The following is a 15,009-nucleotide window of genomic DNA, read 5'->3' on the forward strand; positions in this document are numbered from 1 at the left end:
CGCAGCGGCGAGTCCGCACCGGAGGGTGCGGGACTGCCGTCGCGGTCCGCGGGTGGTTCGTGCGTGCTCATCGGGGGCTGAGCTTACCGTGCGGCAGCCGCGCCCCCGGGAGCGCTCCGATCCCCCGGCGAGGCCGGGGGCCGGTGGATCAGCGGTCGCGCTTCTCCTTGATCTTCGCGGCCTTGCCGCGGAGGTCACGCAGGTAGTACAGCTTGGCGCGGCGAACCGCACCGCGGGTCACGACCTCGATCTTCTCGACGACCGGGGTGTGCACCGGGAAGGTGCGCTCCACGCCGACGTTGAAGCTGACCTTGCGGACGGTGAAGGTCTCACCGACGCCCGCACCGTGGCGGCGGATGACGACGCCCTGGAAGACCTGGACACGGGAGCGGTTGCCCTCGATGACCCGGACGTGGACCTTCAGGGTGTCACCGGCGCGGAAGGCCGGGATGTCGCTACGCAGCGAGGCCGCGTCGACAGCAGCGAGCTTGTTGCTCATGTTGCTCTCCATCGCAGGCGCCACGGGCCGCCCACGGAAGTTCGTCACAATGGGGTCTGCTGCGGGCCGCGTCGGCTGACGGCGATCCCCCCGTGGCGGGGGCGCCGGTCCACGTGACCCCTACGGGAGGGGCCCAGCGACAGACAGCAGCGGCCTATTCTTCCACACCTTCGGCCACGGACCGAAATCGGCCGTGCTCCTCGTCCCAGGCCAGCCCGAGGACGGAGAGCGCCGCCCGGTCCTTCTTGTCGAAGGAGCCGTACTGCCAACGCTCCACCAGGTCGGGGCGGTTCGCCAGCGTACGGGCGAAGGCCTCGTCCCGGCGCCAGCGCGCGATCCGGCCGTGGTTTCCGCTGAGCAGCACCTCGGGCACGCTCCGGCCGCGCCACTCGGCGGGCTTGGTGTAGACGGGGCCCTCCAGGAGGTCGGCCATCGCGCCGGGGGCGAAGGAGTCGTCCCGGTGGGACTCGGCGTTGCCGAGCACCCCGGGCAGCAGCCGGGCGATCGCCTCGACCATCACCAGCACGGCGACCTCGCCGCCGGCCAGCACGTAGTCGCCGATCGAGGCCTCGACCACCGGCATCCGGGTGGCCGCCTCCTCGATCACCCGCCGGTCGATGCCCTCGTACCGGGCAGGGGTGAAGGCCAGCCACGGGCGTCCGGCCAGTTCCTGGGCCAGCTCCTGGGTGAACGGGCGCCCGCTCGGGGTGGGCACCACCAGCGTGGGCACCTGCCCCTCGGGGCCGGCGGCGACCACCGCGTCCAGGGCCTCGCCCCACGGCTCGGGCTTCATCACCATGCCGGGGCCGCCGCCGTACGGGCTGTCGTCGACCGTCCGGTGGACGTCGTACGTCCAGTCGCGCAAGTCGTGGACGTGCACGTCCAGCTGGCCGCGGGCGCGGGCCTTGCCGACGAGCGAGATGTTCAGGGGCTCCAGGTACTCCGGGAAGATCGACACGACATCGAGCCGCATCCCGGTCTGGACGCCCTCGGCCGCCGTCACTTCTCGTCCCCCTCGGCGGTCTCCGCGGACTCCCCCGCGGACTCGGCGGCGGAGGTGCCCGCGGATCCCTCCGCGGACCCGGCGGCAGAGGTGCCCGCGACGTCAGCCTGCTCCGGGTCGATGAGCCCGGCCGGCGGGGTGATCACGGCGCGCTGGTTCTCCAGGTCGATGGTGGGCACGATCTGGGTGACGAAGGGCACCAGCACCTCCGTCCCGTCGGCCTTCTTCACGGTGAGGAGGTCCTGGTAGGGCAGGTGGACGACCTCGGTGAGCTCGCCGACCAGGGTGCCGTCGGCGAGGACCACATCCAGGCCGATCAGCTGGTGGTCGTAGTACTCCTCCGGGTCGTCGGGGCGCTCCTCCGGGTCGACCTCGGAGATCAGCAGGGTGCCCCGGAGCGCCTCCGCCGCGTTGCGGTCCTTGACGCCGGCGAAGCGCAGCAGCAGCCGCCCGCTGTGCACGCGGCCGGACTCGACGGTCAGCGGCCCGACCGACGCGGGGTCGGTGAGCACGACGGCGCCCGGGCCGAGCCGGAGTTCCGGCTCGTCGGTGCGGACCTCGACGCTGACGTCCCCCCTGATGCCGTGGGCGCGGCCGATCCTGCCGACGACGAGCTGCACGGTGATCGTTCTCCTGGAATTCCTGAGCGGGACGGGAAGCGGGCCACGCGCGCGCCACGGGGCACGGACTCGGTGGCCGGATGCGAAAAAGGCCGACCGGGACGCCATGCGTCCCGGTCGGCCCCAAGCCCTGACGGCTGCACGGGCAGCTGCGTCAGCGGATGTTGTCCACGTCGACGAGGTCGACCCGGACGTTGCGACCGCCGAGGGCGCCGACCACGGTGCGCAGAGCGCGCGCCGTGCGGCCGCCCCGGCCGATCACCTTGCCGAGGTCATCGGGGTGCACACGCACCTCGATGGTGTTCCCCCGACGCAGGTTGCGCGAGCGCACCTGCACCTCGTCGGGGTGCTCGACGATGCCCTTCACCAGGTGGTCGAGGGCGTCCTCGATCACGATCAGGCCTCGGCGGCGGCGTCGGCCTCAGCCTCGGCCTTGTCCGACTTCTTGGCCTTCGGGGTGATGGCGACACCGGTGGTGGCGTCCTCGAAGCCGGCGACGGCCTTCGCGAACAGGTGCGAGAAGTCCTCGACCTTCGGCTCGGCGACCTTCAGCGGCGCCGGAGCCGGCAGGCCCTTGAACTTCTGCCAGTCGCCGGTCAGCTTGAGGATGGCGAGGACCGGCTCGGTCGGCTGGGCGCCGACGGACAGCCAGTACTGGGCGCGGTCGCTGTCGACCTCGATCTTCGAGGGGTTGTAGGTCGGCTGGTAGATGCCGATCTCCTCGATCGCGCGACCGTCACGCTTGGTGCGGGCGTCGGCGACGACGATGCGGTAGTGCGGGGAGCGAATCTTGCCGAGACGCTTGAGCTTGATCTTGACTGCCACGGGAGTGGATTCTCCTGGTGTTGACGTGGGTGAGCGGTCGCGTCACCGCGTGGGGTTGCGGTGCGAACCGTTCAAGGGACACGCCAGCCGTAGGAGAGAGGGGTCCTGCTCGGCTGCCGAGTACTCAGCTGTCCATTCTGCCATACCGGCGCCAACCGCCCGGACCGGGCCTCCCGAGCCCACCTGTGGGGCAGGACCGGACCGGGAGCCCCCGCTCCCGGTCGAGTCCACTGATCCATCCACGAGTCTTCCACTCACACCCGCTGGCTCCGCTGCCCGCACAGCCGACCATCGGGTCCTGCCACCCGGTCACGCGACCCCGAACCGGTCACGTGAGCCCGATGGGCCCTGCCTTGCCGAATTGCCGAATTACCCAACTATTGAACTGCTGAACTGCTGAACCATTGGACTGCGGGACTGCCGGAACCGCTGCCGGAACCGTCAGAACCGTCAGAACCGCCGGAACCACCGGAGCCGACAGGATCAAGCGATCTTGAACGGCTGCTGGCACGCGCCGCAGACGATGGACGCCTGCGCGAGCACCGACGGCACGACCCGGACGTTCCGCCCGCAGCCGCAGACCGCCTTGACCCGCACGCCGCCCCCGGAGGAGCCGTGCCGGGCGGCCGGCCCGCGGAAGGCGCGCGTCGCGCCGTCGCCGGCCACCGCCTCCTGGTGCGCGCCGAGGGCGCGGTCCAGGCGTTCGATGGTCTCGGCGTACCGCTCCTGGGTCTCCTTGAGCATGGTCACCTGGGAGAAGCCGCTGCTGGCGTGCGGTTCCACCGGGTGCGCCAGACCGAGCTCGGAGGCGAGCATCAGGAAGCGCCGGTTGTGGTAGCGGCCGGCCCGCGAGGTGTCCCGGATGTCCCGGGCCGCGGCCAGACCGTGGGCAGCCTCGTGGAGGAGCCGCTCGAAACCGAGCCGCGTGCCACAGGCCGAGGAGGACTCGCCGATCAGGGCCTCGGGCGAGGCCAGGTCCGGGAGGTCCTGGTGGTAGGCCTGGATGTCACTCCAGGCGGCGGCCAGTTCGGCCGCGAGGACGAGGGGCTGTGTCGTGCTCACGCTAGACCAACGATGGAGTGCGTGCCGATGTTCCGCCTGTTCCCGTTCTCCGGGAATTCCCAGGGAACTCCCAGGAATGCATGGTCGCGCGCGAATTGCGCGTTCCGGATCCGATGCAAGACCAACCCCCTGCCGGTTTCGGCCCGCGCAGCTCGGCGAGCCTGGTGAATTCCGTCCGGGGGCGGGCTGTCGCTCCCAGGACGTACGGCCCGTGATCCTGTCGAGTTGACAGGGCCACGGGCCGTACACCGTACCGCTATTCCGTTAATACCGGCAGTTGACCGGCCAGTAGGGATGTTGCGAGTCCGGAGCCGTCGGTGAGAGTTACCGGATTCTTACCACCCGCATTCCGGGCAAATGTTGCCGGTAACGGTCATTACCCACCGCCGGTCGTACCGGTGGTCGGGATCAGTAGGCACGCGCGATGAGCGCGATATTGCCTTCCTGGTCGTCCGTCTGCGGCACCGAGCCGTCGGCGGCGACGATGCAGCGCACCGAGACGCCCTGCTCGGCCAGCTTGGCCTCGCCCTCCGGACCGAGGTCGGCCCAGGACATCCGGCCCCAGCCGGTGGCGGCGGCCTCGACGGCCTCGTCGAGGGTCGTGACGTCCACCGTGCGGGACACGCGGCGCTCGCGGGACTGGCGCAGCAGGAGCTCCTGGTCCTCCTCCAGGACGCCCGGGAGCAGCTCGGCCAGGGCGTCGATCGAGACCGGCTCCTTGCCGCCCGCGATGCGGCGGACCAGCATGGCGGTGCCGTTCTCCAGGTCGCGCGGGCCGACCTCGATGCGGACCGGAACGCCCTTGAGCTCCCAGTCCACGGCGCGGCGGCCGAACGGGGTGTCGGTGCGGTCGTCGACGACCACGCGGACGCCGGCGGCCTCCAGGCGGGCGCCGATCTCGCGGACCTTGGCGATGACCGCGTCGTCGCCCTTGATGGCGAGGACGACGGCCTGGACGGCGGCCAGGCGCGGCGGGACGCGAAGGCCGTTGTCGTCGCCGTGGGACATGATCAGGCCGCCGACCATGCGGGTCGAGACGCCCCAGGAGGTCTGCCAGACGTGCTCGCGCTCGGCACCCTGGAGCTGGTAGGTGGTGTTGAACGCCTTGGCGAAGTTCTGGCCCAGCTCGTGGCTGGTGCCCATCTGCAGGGCCTTGCCGTCGCCCATCATGCCCTCGAGGGTGAGGGTGTTGATGGCGCCGGCGAAGCGCTCCTTGGCGGTCTTGCGGCCGAGCACGACGTCGATGCCGAGCACGTTGGTCATGAAGTCGCCGTAGACCTGGGTGTGGATCATCGACGCGTACTCGCGGGCGTCCTCGTAGGTGGCGTGGGCGGTGTGGCCCTCCTGCCAGAGGAACTCGGTGGTGCGCAGGAAGACGCGCGGGCGCAGCTCCCAACGGACCACGTTGGCCCACTGGTTGATCAGCAGGGGCAGGTCGCGGTGGCTCTGCACCCACTTCGAGAAGTACTCGTTGATGATGGTCTCGGAGGTCGGCCGGACGACGACCGGCTCCTCCAGCTGCTTGCCGCCGCCGTGGGTGACCACCGCGAGCTCGGGGGCGAAGCCCTCGACGTGCTCGGCCTCCTTGGTCAGGTACGACTGCGGGATGAACATCGGGAAGTAGGCGTTCTGCGCGCCGGCCTTCTTGATCCGCGCGTCCATCTCCTGCTGCATCCGCTCCCACAGGCCGTAGCCGTACGGTCGGATGACCATGGTGCCGCGCACCGGACCGTTGTCGGCCAGCTCGGCCTTGTTGATGAGGTCCTGGTACCAGCGCGGGAAGTCTTCCGCCTGAGGGGTGAGAACGGGTGCCTTAGCCATGGCCCGAATGGTACGGGGAGCGACCCTCTGACTTCGAATCGGTATCACACCTGCGGCCGACCGTCCCGGCGGGCCACCGGACGACAGGGGACGGACCGGGACAGACCGAGGACGGTGACCGGGACGGACGGGGGACGGTGACCGGGACGGACGGGGGACGGTGACCGGGACGGACGGGAGGCGGCGGACGTGACGGACGGGGGCGGTGGGCGTGACGGACGGGGTACGACCCCCGCCGGCAGCAGGGGGCGCACGACCGCGACACGCGCGCACCACCCTGCACCCCTCTGGACGCCGCGCCCGAGCCGCTGTTCGCTGGAGTGGGGCGGGACTTTGGGGGAGCCGTAACAGCACACCGAAGGACCGGATGGGAGGCCGCGATGGCTTCAGCTCGGACGACCGGCACGACCGAACGACCAGCGGGCGCACAACCAGCGGGCGCACGACCGCACCAAGTCCACGCGGGGGGCGCGTGGCCGGCGCGGGCGCGCGACTGGGCGGAGATCCAGGAGCGCATGCTGGTGCCGCTGTACGAGGCGGTCTACGACCGGCTGGAGGTCGGCCCGGCGAGCAGCGTGCTGGGCCTCGGCTGCCGTTCCGGGCTGGCGCTCCTGCTGGCGGCCGGCCAGGGCGCCCAGGTCTCGGGCCAGGAGCCGCGGGACGAGCTGCGCGAGCTCGCGCGGGACCGACGGCTGCGGGTGTGCGCGGGGGCCCGCCCGGCCACCGCCCTCCCCCGCTCGGCCTATTCGCTGGTGACGGTTTTCGAACAGCTCCCGGCGAGCGCCGAACCGCGCACGGTGGTCGCCGAGGCCGCCCGGCTCACGCTCCCCGGCGGGCACGTGGTGCTGGCCGCCTGGGGGCCGCAGGAGCGCTGCGAGAGCGCCGCGGTGCTGGACGTGGCCCGCCGGATGGCCGGCCGCACCACCGCGCGCGACCCGTTCGAGCTGAGCGCGCCCGGCGCCCTGGAGGACCTGATCCCCGCCGCCGGCCTGCGCCCGGCCGGCAGCGGCCGGGTGAGCTGCCCCTTCGCCTACGCGGACCTGGACAGCGCGGTGCGCGGCCTGCTCTCGACCGGGCTGTTCGAGGCCGCCGAGGAGTTCTCCGGCGGCGCGCTGGTGGCCAAGGAGCTGGAGGAGGCGCTGCAGCCGTACCTGCGCGCCGACGGGTCGGTCCGGATGGCGAACGTCTTCCGCTACCTGATCGCCGAACGGCTCCGCTGAGCCGCTCGCCACAGCGAAGGGCCGCCGGGCACGCCGCCACCGACGGACGAAACCGGGGCGCCCGCCATCATGGCGAGCGCCCCGGACATCTGCTCACGCTCCCCCGAACGGCCCAATGGACGGGCCCAAGCCCGACACCCCCACAAACCGCCCTACGAGCCGCCCTCGCCCCCGCCCTCGCCCGCCTTCCGCGGCACCCCGGCGGCCCGGTACGCCGCCTCCTCGTCCAGCGTCTCCGCCTCCAGCAGCGCCGCCGCCAGCGCGTCCAGCCGGGTCCGCTGCTCGGTCAGGATCCGCACCGCGTCGTCGTAGCACTCGGCGACGATCCGCCGGGCCTCCTCGTCCACCGCGTCGAGCGTGGTCGGCGCGGCCGAGAGCCCGTACGCGCCCTGCGGGTCGGAGGGCACGGCGGTGAGCCGCCCGACCCGCTCGCTCATGCCCCAGCGGCCGGCCATCCCCCGGGCGATGTTGGTGACCTGCTCCAGGTCGCTCTCCGCGCCCGTGGTGATGACCCGGTAGACGACCTGCTCGGCCGCCATCCCGCCGAGCGCGCCGATGATCCGGCCGCGCAGGTACGGCTCGGTGTACGAGTAGCGGTCGTTCTCGGGCGTCGAGAGCGTGACGCCGAGCGCCCGGCCGCGGGGCACGATGGTGATCTTGCGGACCGGGTCGGCACCGGGCTGGAGCATCCCCAGCAGGGCGTGCCCGCTCTCGTGGTACGCCGTGCGCTCGCGCTCCTCCTGCGGCATCACCAGCGGCCGGACGGCGCCGAGCTGGACCTTCTCCAGCGCGTCCGACAGGTCGCGCTCCTTGACGGCGTCCTGCTTGCGCTTGACGGCCAGCAGGGCGGCCTCGTTGACGAGGTTGGCGAGCTCGGCGCCGGTCATCCCGGGGGTGACCTTCGCCAGCTGGGTGAGGTCGGCGTCGCCGGCCAGCGGGACGGTCCTGGAGTGGATGGCGAGGATCGCGGCGCGCCCCTCGCGGTCCGGCGGGCTGACGGTGATCCGCCGGTCGAACCGGCCGGGGCGCAGCAGCGCCGGGTCGAGGACGTCCGCCCGGTTGGTCGCGGCGATCACGATGACGCCCTCGGAGCCGGTGAAGCCGTCCATCTCGGTGAGGATCTGGTTGAGCGTCTGCTCGCGTTCGTCGTGCCCGCCGAGGCCGCCGCTCCCGCCACGCTGGCGGCCGATGGTGTCGATCTCGTCGATGAAGACGATCGCCGGGGCCACCTTGCGCGCCTCGGCGAAGAGTTCGCGGACGCGGCTGGCGCCGACGCCGACGATCATCTCGATGAACTCGGAGGCGGAGGCGGAGAAGAAGGGCACGTCGGCCTCGCCGGCGACGGCCCGGGCGAGCAGGGTCTTGCCGGTGCCGGGCGGGCCGCTCAGCAGCACGCCGCGCGGCATCTTGGCGCCCATCCTGCGGTAGCGGTCCGGGTTCTTCAGGAAGTCGACGACCTCGGTGAGTTCGGCCTCGACCTCGTCGATGCCGGCCACGTCGGCGAAGGTGGTCCGCTTGCCCTCCTCGGCGACCACCGGCTTGGGCGGGGCCTTGCGGCCGAGCGGCCCGGCGCCGAGGCCGCCGGACATCCGGCGGGCGAGCAGCACCCAGATGAAGACCAGCAGCAGCATGGGGGCCAGCGAGAGCAGCAGGTTGGCGAGGAAGCTGCGCTGCTGGACGACGGGCGAGGTGGCGGTGACCTCGATGCCCTGCTGCTGGAGGGTGGCCCAGAGGTTGTCGTTGGCGAAGGAGGGCCGCTGGGTGGCGAATTCGCTGTAGTCGCCCTTGCCGCCGTCCGGCTTGGGCTGGGCGGACTTGAGGGTGCCCTCGATCGCGTCGCCCTTGGAGTAGATCTTGGTGATGTTGCCCTTGTTCAGCTGGTTGTTGAACTCGGTGTAGGAGATCGTCGTGGCGCCCTCGTTGCCGAAGAAGGACAGCAGCACGTCGGAGATCAGGAACACCACGAGCGCGGTGAGGATGAGGCCCATCCAGCCGCCGGGCATCCGGCGGCGGGGCGGCGGCGGGGGCGGTGCGCCCTCGGACCGCCAGGGCTGGTCGGGGGTCTGGCGCGGCGGGACGGGTTCGGTCACCTCTCGGACGATACGGACGCGCGCTCGGGCGGGCCAACCGCAACGCCGCGCCGCGAGGGGCCCCGACCGGCCACGACACGCCGTCCCACCGGCCCGGAAACCGAGCCGCCCGCCCCCCGGCCCGACCGGTTGGAAACCGAGCCGCCCGACCATCCGGACCCGACCACCCAGCCCCGACCACCCAGCCCCGACCCCCGACGACCGACCGCCCGCTACGCGCCCGAGCCCGGCCACTCCTCGACGGTCATCGCGAACCGCTCGTGGTCGCGCCAGGCGCCCTGCAGGAAAAGCATCCGCGGGGTGTAGCCCTCGTGCCGGAAGCCCAGCCGCTTCGCCAGCGCGATCGACCGGTCGTTGTCCGGCTGCACGTTGATCTCCAGCCGGTGCAGGCCGAGCCCGCCCGCCGACTGCGGGGCGAAGCAGCTGTCCAGGACCAGCCGCATGCCCTCGGTCATCCGCCCGGTGCCGGCGAACGGCAGGTACGAGTCGTAGCCGAGCGCGCCGTTGCAGAAGCGGCCCATCACGATGTTGGCCACGTTCACCTTGCCGACCAGCCCGCCGGTCTCGCGGTCGACGATCAGGAAGGTCCGCAGTCCGGCCCCCTGACGCTCCAGCAGTTCCGGGAGCCCGTTCGGCTCGACCGGGTTCCACCGCCCGATGTGGTCGGCGGACCGTCGGACCGCCTCGGCGTACGCACCCTCGTCCTCGGCCCTCGGGGCCCTGATCGTCACTCGCACTCCACCATCATCGGACACGCGATCGGCCCGCCGCCCGGATAATCCGGACGACGGGCCGATCGATGACGATGACCGCGGCGGTGACGGCGGCGATGACGGTCGGGCCGCCGCGAACCACCGGGCCTACCGGAGGTCCGACTGGCCTACCGGAGGTCCCGCCGGGCCTACAGGAGGTCCTTGAACTCCTTGGGGAGCTCGAAGTCGGCCGGCCCCTTGCCCGCGCCGAGGCCGAACGCCCCGCCGTCGGGGGCCTGGGCGGCGCCCGGGCCGAGCGCGCGACGCTCGGCGGCGGCCGCCTCGTCCTGCGCGCGCTTCAGCGGGTTGCCGCTCTTGCGCTTGCCCTTGGCCTGCGGGGCCTTCTTGGCGGACTTCTTCGCGCCGCCGCCCATGCCCGGGATCCCCGGCATGCCGGGCATGCCCTTGCCGGAGGCCATCGCGGACATCATCTTGCGGGCGTCGAAGAACCGCTCGACCAGGTTCTTGACCTCGCCGACCTGGACGCCCGAACCCTTGGCGATGCGGGCCCGGCGGGAACCGTTGATCAGCTCCGGCTCGGCGCGCTCGGCCGGCGTCATCGACTTGATGATCGCGCCGACGCGGTTGACGTCCTTGTCGTCGATGTTGTTGATCTGCTCGCGGATCTGTCCCATACCGGGCAGCATGCCGAGCAGCTTGGAGATCGAGCCCATCTTCTGGACCTGCTCCAGCTGGGACAGGAAGTCGTCCAGCGTGAAGGCCTTCGGGCCGCCGCGCAGCTTGGCCGCGATCTTCTCGGCCTCGGCCTGCGAGAAGGTCTGCTCGGCCTTCTCGATCAGCGAGAGGACGTCACCCATGCCGAGGATGCGCGAGGCCATCCGGTCCGGGTGGAAGGCGTCGAAGTCGTCGACCTTCTCGCCGTTCGAGGCGAACATGATCTGCCGGCCGGTGACGTGCGCGACCGACAGGGCCGCACCGCCGCGGGCGTCGCCGTCGAGCTTGGAGAGCACGACACCGGTGAAGTCGACGCCGTCGAGGAAGGCCTGCGCGGTGGTGACCGCGTCCTGGCCGATCATCGCGTCGACGACGAACAGGACCTCGTCCGGCTCGACGGCGGCACGGATGTCCGCGGCCTGCTGCATCAGCTCGGCGTCGATGCCGAGGCGGCCGGCGGTGTCGACGACGACGACGTCGTACTGCTTCTGCTTGGCGTACTCGATCGAGTCCTTGGCCACCTGCACCGGGTCGCCGACGCCGTTGCCCGGCTGCGGGCCGTAGAAGGCCACGCCGGCGCGCTCGGCGACCACCTGGAGCTGGTTGACCGCGTTGGGGCGCTGGAGGTCGCAGGCGACGAGCAGCGGGGTGTGCTTCTGCTTCTTCAGCCAGTGGCCGAGCTTGCCCGCGAGGGTGGTCTTGCCCGCACCCTGGAGGCCGGCGAGCATGATCACCGTGGGGCCGTTCTTCGCGAACCGGACCCGGCGGGTCTCGCCGCCGAGGATCGCGATGAGCTCCTCGTTGACGATCTTGATGATCTGCTGCGCCGGGTTCAGCGCGCCCGAGACCTCGGAGCCGAGCGCCCGGTCCTTGACCTGCTTGATGAAGGCCCGGACGACCGGCAGCGCGACGTCCGCCTCCAGCAGCGCGATGCGGATCTCGCGGGCGGTGGCGTCGATGTCCGCCTCGCTCAGGCGGCCCTTGCCCCGGAGGTTCTTGAACGTCGCTGCGAGGCGATCGGAAAGGGTTCGCCACCTCGACGTCGCTGACGTCGATGCCGGTGACGCGCACGTCCTTCGCGGCGACGAGTTGGAGGGCGGGTTTGCCCACGCCGCAGCCGATGTCGAGCACCGCGGCGCCGGGGGCGGGGGCGAGCAGGGTGATCAGGAGGTCGGTCAGGCGGGCCGTGGCGACGTCGACGGTGCTGGCGTCGGCGTCGTCCTCCCAGTAGCCGTAGTGCAGGTTCTCGCCCCAGGCGGCCGTGAGGACCCGGCCGAGGCCTTCGTAGAAACTCGCGACACCGTCGATGCGGGACAATTCCGTGGCCATGGCGGTCTCCGTCTCAGGCGGGTCGGATGGACAGTGCGTGCCGGAACACATCGCGCGGGTCGTAGGCCTTCTTGGCCCGCTGCAAACGTGCGTAATTCGCTCCGTAGTACAGGGTGTGCCAGGGGGTTCCCGAGGTGTTCCACTCCGGGTCAGCGAGATCGGCGTCCGCGTAGTTGATGTACGCACCGGCGTTGATCGAGTCGGGCACCGGAACGCCGCCGGTCCTGCTGTAGACGTCGCGGTAGAGCTTGCGCACCCAGGCCACGTGTGCGGCGTCCTGGTCCGGCGTGCGCCACACGCCGGGGGTGAAGTACACGCGCAGGATGGAGTCCCGGTGCGGGTAGGCGGTCGCGTCCGGGGCGACGGTGTTGATCTTCCCGCCGAGGGCGGCCAGGTTCACCTGGGCGCCCGGGTTGGCGATGGAGTCGTCGGTGAGGTAGCGGTAGATCGTCGCGATCTGCTCGTCGGTGTAACTCCTGCGCAGGTCCGCGGTCTTGTCCTTCTGGCGCCCGGAGGCACCCCAGTACCAGTTGTCCCGGTCGAGCCACGGGAGCGCGTACCGCTGCTCCGAGGCGGCCTTCAGGCCGGTGCCCGCGGTGATGTCCGCGATCATCCCGTCGAGCATCGCCTCGCCGCCCTCGACCGTGTCCTCGACGCCGGCCAGCAGGCCGATCACACCGGCCGCGCGGTGGGAGGCGGAGAGCGAGGCCCAGACCTGGACCTCCTTCGCCCCCGGGGCGCTGTTGCGCTCGAACCACCGGCAGTAGTTGCGGATGAGCGTGGTGAACGCCTGCTGCGACAGGGACTCCCACGACCACTGGACGGTACGGGCCCGCTGGTTCCCGGCCCGGGGCAGGAGCTTGCCGGGTTCGAGCGAGGTCACGTTCGGCGTGCGCAGCCAGTACCGCGTGACGACACCGAAGTTGCCGCCGCCGCCGCCCGTGTGCGCCCACCAGAGGTCCCGGTTGGGGTCATTGGCCTCGCGCGTCGCCACGACGGTGCGGGGCTGTCCGTCGACGCCCACCACGACCACCTCGACGGCGTACAGGTGGTCGACGGCTATCCCGTGGATGCGCGAGTAGAAGTTGTAGCCGCCGCCGAGGATGTGCCCGCCGAGACCCACCTCCGAGCAGCCGGCGGACGGGATGTGCACGCCCCAGCCCTTGAAGAGCCGCTGCTGCGTCGGCGCCACGATCGCGCCGGGCCCGACGGCGAAGGCCCTGCGCGACTCGTCGTAGTAGACGTCGGACAGCTGCGAGAGATCGATGAGCTCCTTGACGTCGGACGTCGCCGTGAAGTTCTCCAGGCAGTGGCCCCCGGAGCGGACGGCGACCCGCCGGCCGGCCGCGACGGCCCGCCCGAGCGCCTCGGCGACCTGGTCGCGCGTGGTCGCGATGGTCACCTGGTCGGGCCGGCCGGTGAACCGGGTGTTGTGCCCGCGCAGGAAGCTGTCGTACCGCGTGTCCCCGGGCTGCACGGTGACGGCGCCGAACGGCGGTGCGCACGCTCCCTCGGCCGCCTCCGCCGCGACGGCGGGCCGGGCGCCGGCGCCGACGTCCGCCGCCACCAGGCCGGCCCCGGCGAGTGCGGCACCGGTGAGTAATCCCCGGCGGCTCAATCCAGACATGTGGGCGACTCCTTGCTCATGGCGGTGGAAGGGAACGGAGTTGACTCGATCTTGGCCATGCCTTGGCGCGGCCATGTGCCGGCCCGATCCGCCATCGATCGGCCGGAAGCCTCCGTCATGATATTGGACTTGTACCAAGTATGTGGGGCAACTGGCGATCTCCGCCCGGGTTTTGATCGGCACGCTTCGGTCAACTCCTGTCCACGTCAGATCGCGCTGTCCGGGACTTCACTACCTTCGGCGCGCCGTGATCACCGCCATGCCGCTCGGCAGGACCTTCGTCTCCTCGCTTTCCAGCCCGGCGTCGGCGAGCAGCGCGGCGAATTCTGCGCGGGTGCGCTCGCGGCCTCCCGCCGCGCCGAAGAGGGAGAGCATGTAGACGTCCATGACGGCGGGCAGGCGGTGCGGGACGGCGCCTTCCGTGCCGCTGCCGTCCGGGCCGGCGCCGTCCGTCACCAGGTCGATCACCATCAGGCGGCCGTGGGCCGGCATCGCGGCGGCGCACGTGCGCAGGATGTCCACCGCGCGGGCCCAGCCCCAGTCGTGCAGGACGTGGCTCAGGATGTACAGGTCGGCGCCCGGCGTGACGTGCGCGAAGAAGTCCCCGGCCACGGCCGTGCAGCGGCGGGTCAGGCCCTCCTCGGCGATGCGCTTCTCCGCGAGCGGGACCGTCCCCGGCAGGTCCAGGACCGTACCGGTGCTCCCCGGTGTGCGGGCGAGGAGTTCGCACAGCAGGTGACCGTTGCCGCCGCCCACGTCGACGATCCACGGGTAGCGCTCGAATCCGACGGCGTCGAACACCTCGTCGAGCTCCAGGCGCAGCCCGGCCTCCTGTGAGCGGTCGAACACCTCTCGGCGCTCCGGCTGCTGCTCCAGGTACTCGAAGAGGTCGCGGCCGAACTGCCGGCGGAACGCCGAATCGCCGGTGCGGACGGTGTGTTCGAGGTCCGTCCACGTCCGGCCGACCTCGCCCGCGAGCAGCAGCGCGGTCGGCTGCGCCGTGCCGGGGGTCTCCGGCAGGAGCGTCCTGCCGAGGGCCGTCAGCGCGAAGGTCCCGTCGGCCTCCTCGGTGAACACGCCGAACGGCACCAGGGCGCGCAGCAGACGGTCCAACGAGACGGCGTGGCCGACGAGTTGGAGGGCCAGTTCCTCTGCGGAACGGGACCGTTCGGCCAGTGCCTCGGGGACGCCGAGGCGCACGGCCGTGCAGATCACCCTCGACACGAGCTGGCCGTAGAGGAGCATGCGCATCCGGGTGGCGTGGTCGTGCGTCTCGGGGTCGAGCATGCCGTCACCTCACGGTAGGGGGAAGGGAGTTGGGTCCATCGGCTGGGCCGAAGCGGGATGCGGGCCGGGCCGGGGTCAGGGCGGGCCGGGGCGTCTCAACGCGAGTGACTAGGGAGGCGCGGGTCGGGGACGTCGGGGTCCGGGTTTGTACTTGGTGGGGAGCTTGTCGGCGTGCGGGGTGCTGGCCGGGGGGGGGATC

Annotated in this window: 12 protein-coding genes and 1 pseudogene; 1 reads left to right on the forward strand and 12 read right to left on the reverse strand. The window is 71.7% G+C overall.

Annotated features, from left to right (window positions below; all coding sequences use genetic code 11):
• Positions 1-148 precede the first annotated feature (148 nt).
• The 7 genes from rplS to proS form a co-directional block, all read right to left on the reverse strand.
• Positions 149-499 carry a 50S ribosomal protein L19 gene (rplS, locus tag AB0O00_RS14615; RefSeq protein ID WP_063347674.1) on the reverse strand — a complete coding sequence of 117 codons (351 nt, stop codon included), beginning with the start codon at positions 497-499 and terminating at the stop codon, positions 149-151.
• Positions 500-653: 154 nt separating this feature from the next.
• Positions 654-1,472, reverse strand: coding sequence for a tRNA (guanosine(37)-N1)-methyltransferase TrmD (gene trmD, locus AB0O00_RS14620; RefSeq protein ID WP_363651668.1), 819 nt, complete (start codon positions 1,470-1,472; stop codon positions 654-656).
• Positions 1,473-1,498: 26 nt separating this feature from the next.
• Positions 1,499-2,122: a ribosome maturation factor RimM gene (rimM, locus tag AB0O00_RS14625; protein WP_363651653.1), complete on the reverse strand. Its 624-nt coding sequence runs from the start codon at positions 2,120-2,122 to the stop codon at positions 1,499-1,501.
• A gap of 154 nt (positions 2,123-2,276) precedes the next feature.
• On the reverse strand, positions 2,277-2,516 hold the full coding sequence (locus AB0O00_RS14630; RefSeq protein WP_030056773.1) for an RNA-binding protein: 240 nt from the start codon (positions 2,514-2,516) through the stop codon (positions 2,277-2,279).
• Between the two features lie 2 nt (positions 2,517-2,518).
• Positions 2,519-2,947: a 30S ribosomal protein S16 gene (rpsP, locus tag AB0O00_RS14635; RefSeq protein ID WP_045700219.1), complete on the reverse strand. Its 429-nt coding sequence runs from the start codon at positions 2,945-2,947 to the stop codon at positions 2,519-2,521.
• A gap of 483 nt (positions 2,948-3,430) precedes the next feature.
• Positions 3,431-4,009, reverse strand: a complete 579-nt coding sequence (locus tag AB0O00_RS14640) for a hypothetical protein (RefSeq protein WP_049650398.1) — start codon at positions 4,007-4,009, stop codon at positions 3,431-3,433.
• Between the two features lie 408 nt (positions 4,010-4,417).
• Positions 4,418-5,830 (reverse strand): proline--tRNA ligase, encoded by a 1,413-nt coding sequence (proS, locus tag AB0O00_RS14645; protein ID WP_363651656.1) that lies wholly within the window; start codon positions 5,828-5,830, stop codon positions 4,418-4,420.
• A 515-nt stretch (positions 5,831-6,345) separates the two neighbouring features.
• Between proS and AB0O00_RS14650 the strand changes: the two genes are divergently transcribed.
• Positions 6,346-7,050, forward strand: coding sequence for a methyltransferase domain-containing protein (locus AB0O00_RS14650; RefSeq protein WP_363651658.1), 705 nt, complete (start codon positions 6,346-6,348; stop codon positions 7,048-7,050).
• 152 nt (positions 7,051-7,202) lie between these two features.
• Here the strand turns inward: AB0O00_RS14650 and ftsH are convergent, their stop codons facing one another.
• The 5 genes and pseudogenes from ftsH to AB0O00_RS14675 all read right to left on the reverse strand — a co-directional run bounded on the left by ftsH (position 7,203) and on the right by AB0O00_RS14675 (position 14,810).
• Entirely contained in the window at positions 7,203-9,140 is a 1,938-nt protein-coding gene (gene ftsH, locus AB0O00_RS14655) for an ATP-dependent zinc metalloprotease FtsH (RefSeq protein WP_363651660.1), read from the reverse strand.
• A gap of 212 nt (positions 9,141-9,352) precedes the next feature.
• Positions 9,353-9,877, reverse strand: coding sequence for a GNAT family protein (locus tag AB0O00_RS14660; protein ID WP_363651662.1), 525 nt, complete (start codon positions 9,875-9,877; stop codon positions 9,353-9,355).
• 164 nt (positions 9,878-10,041) lie between these two features.
• A pseudogene (gene ffh / locus AB0O00_RS14665) lies at positions 10,042-11,595 on the reverse strand (signal recognition particle protein); the annotation flags it as partial.
• A gap of 314 nt (positions 11,596-11,909) precedes the next feature.
• The gene (locus AB0O00_RS14670) at positions 11,910-13,523 is read right to left on the reverse strand and encodes a BBE domain-containing protein (protein ID WP_363651664.1); all 1,614 of its coding nucleotides are present in this window, start codon (positions 13,521-13,523) and stop codon (positions 11,910-11,912) included.
• Between the two features lie 231 nt (positions 13,524-13,754).
• Positions 13,755-14,810, reverse strand: a complete 1,056-nt coding sequence (locus tag AB0O00_RS14675) for a methyltransferase (protein ID WP_363651666.1) — start codon at positions 14,808-14,810, stop codon at positions 13,755-13,757.
• Positions 14,811-15,009: the final 199 nt, after the last annotated feature.

This window comes from Kitasatospora sp. NPDC093558 (assembly GCF_040683475.1).
Classification (GTDB): domain Bacteria; phylum Actinomycetota; class Actinomycetes; order Streptomycetales; family Streptomycetaceae; genus Kitasatospora.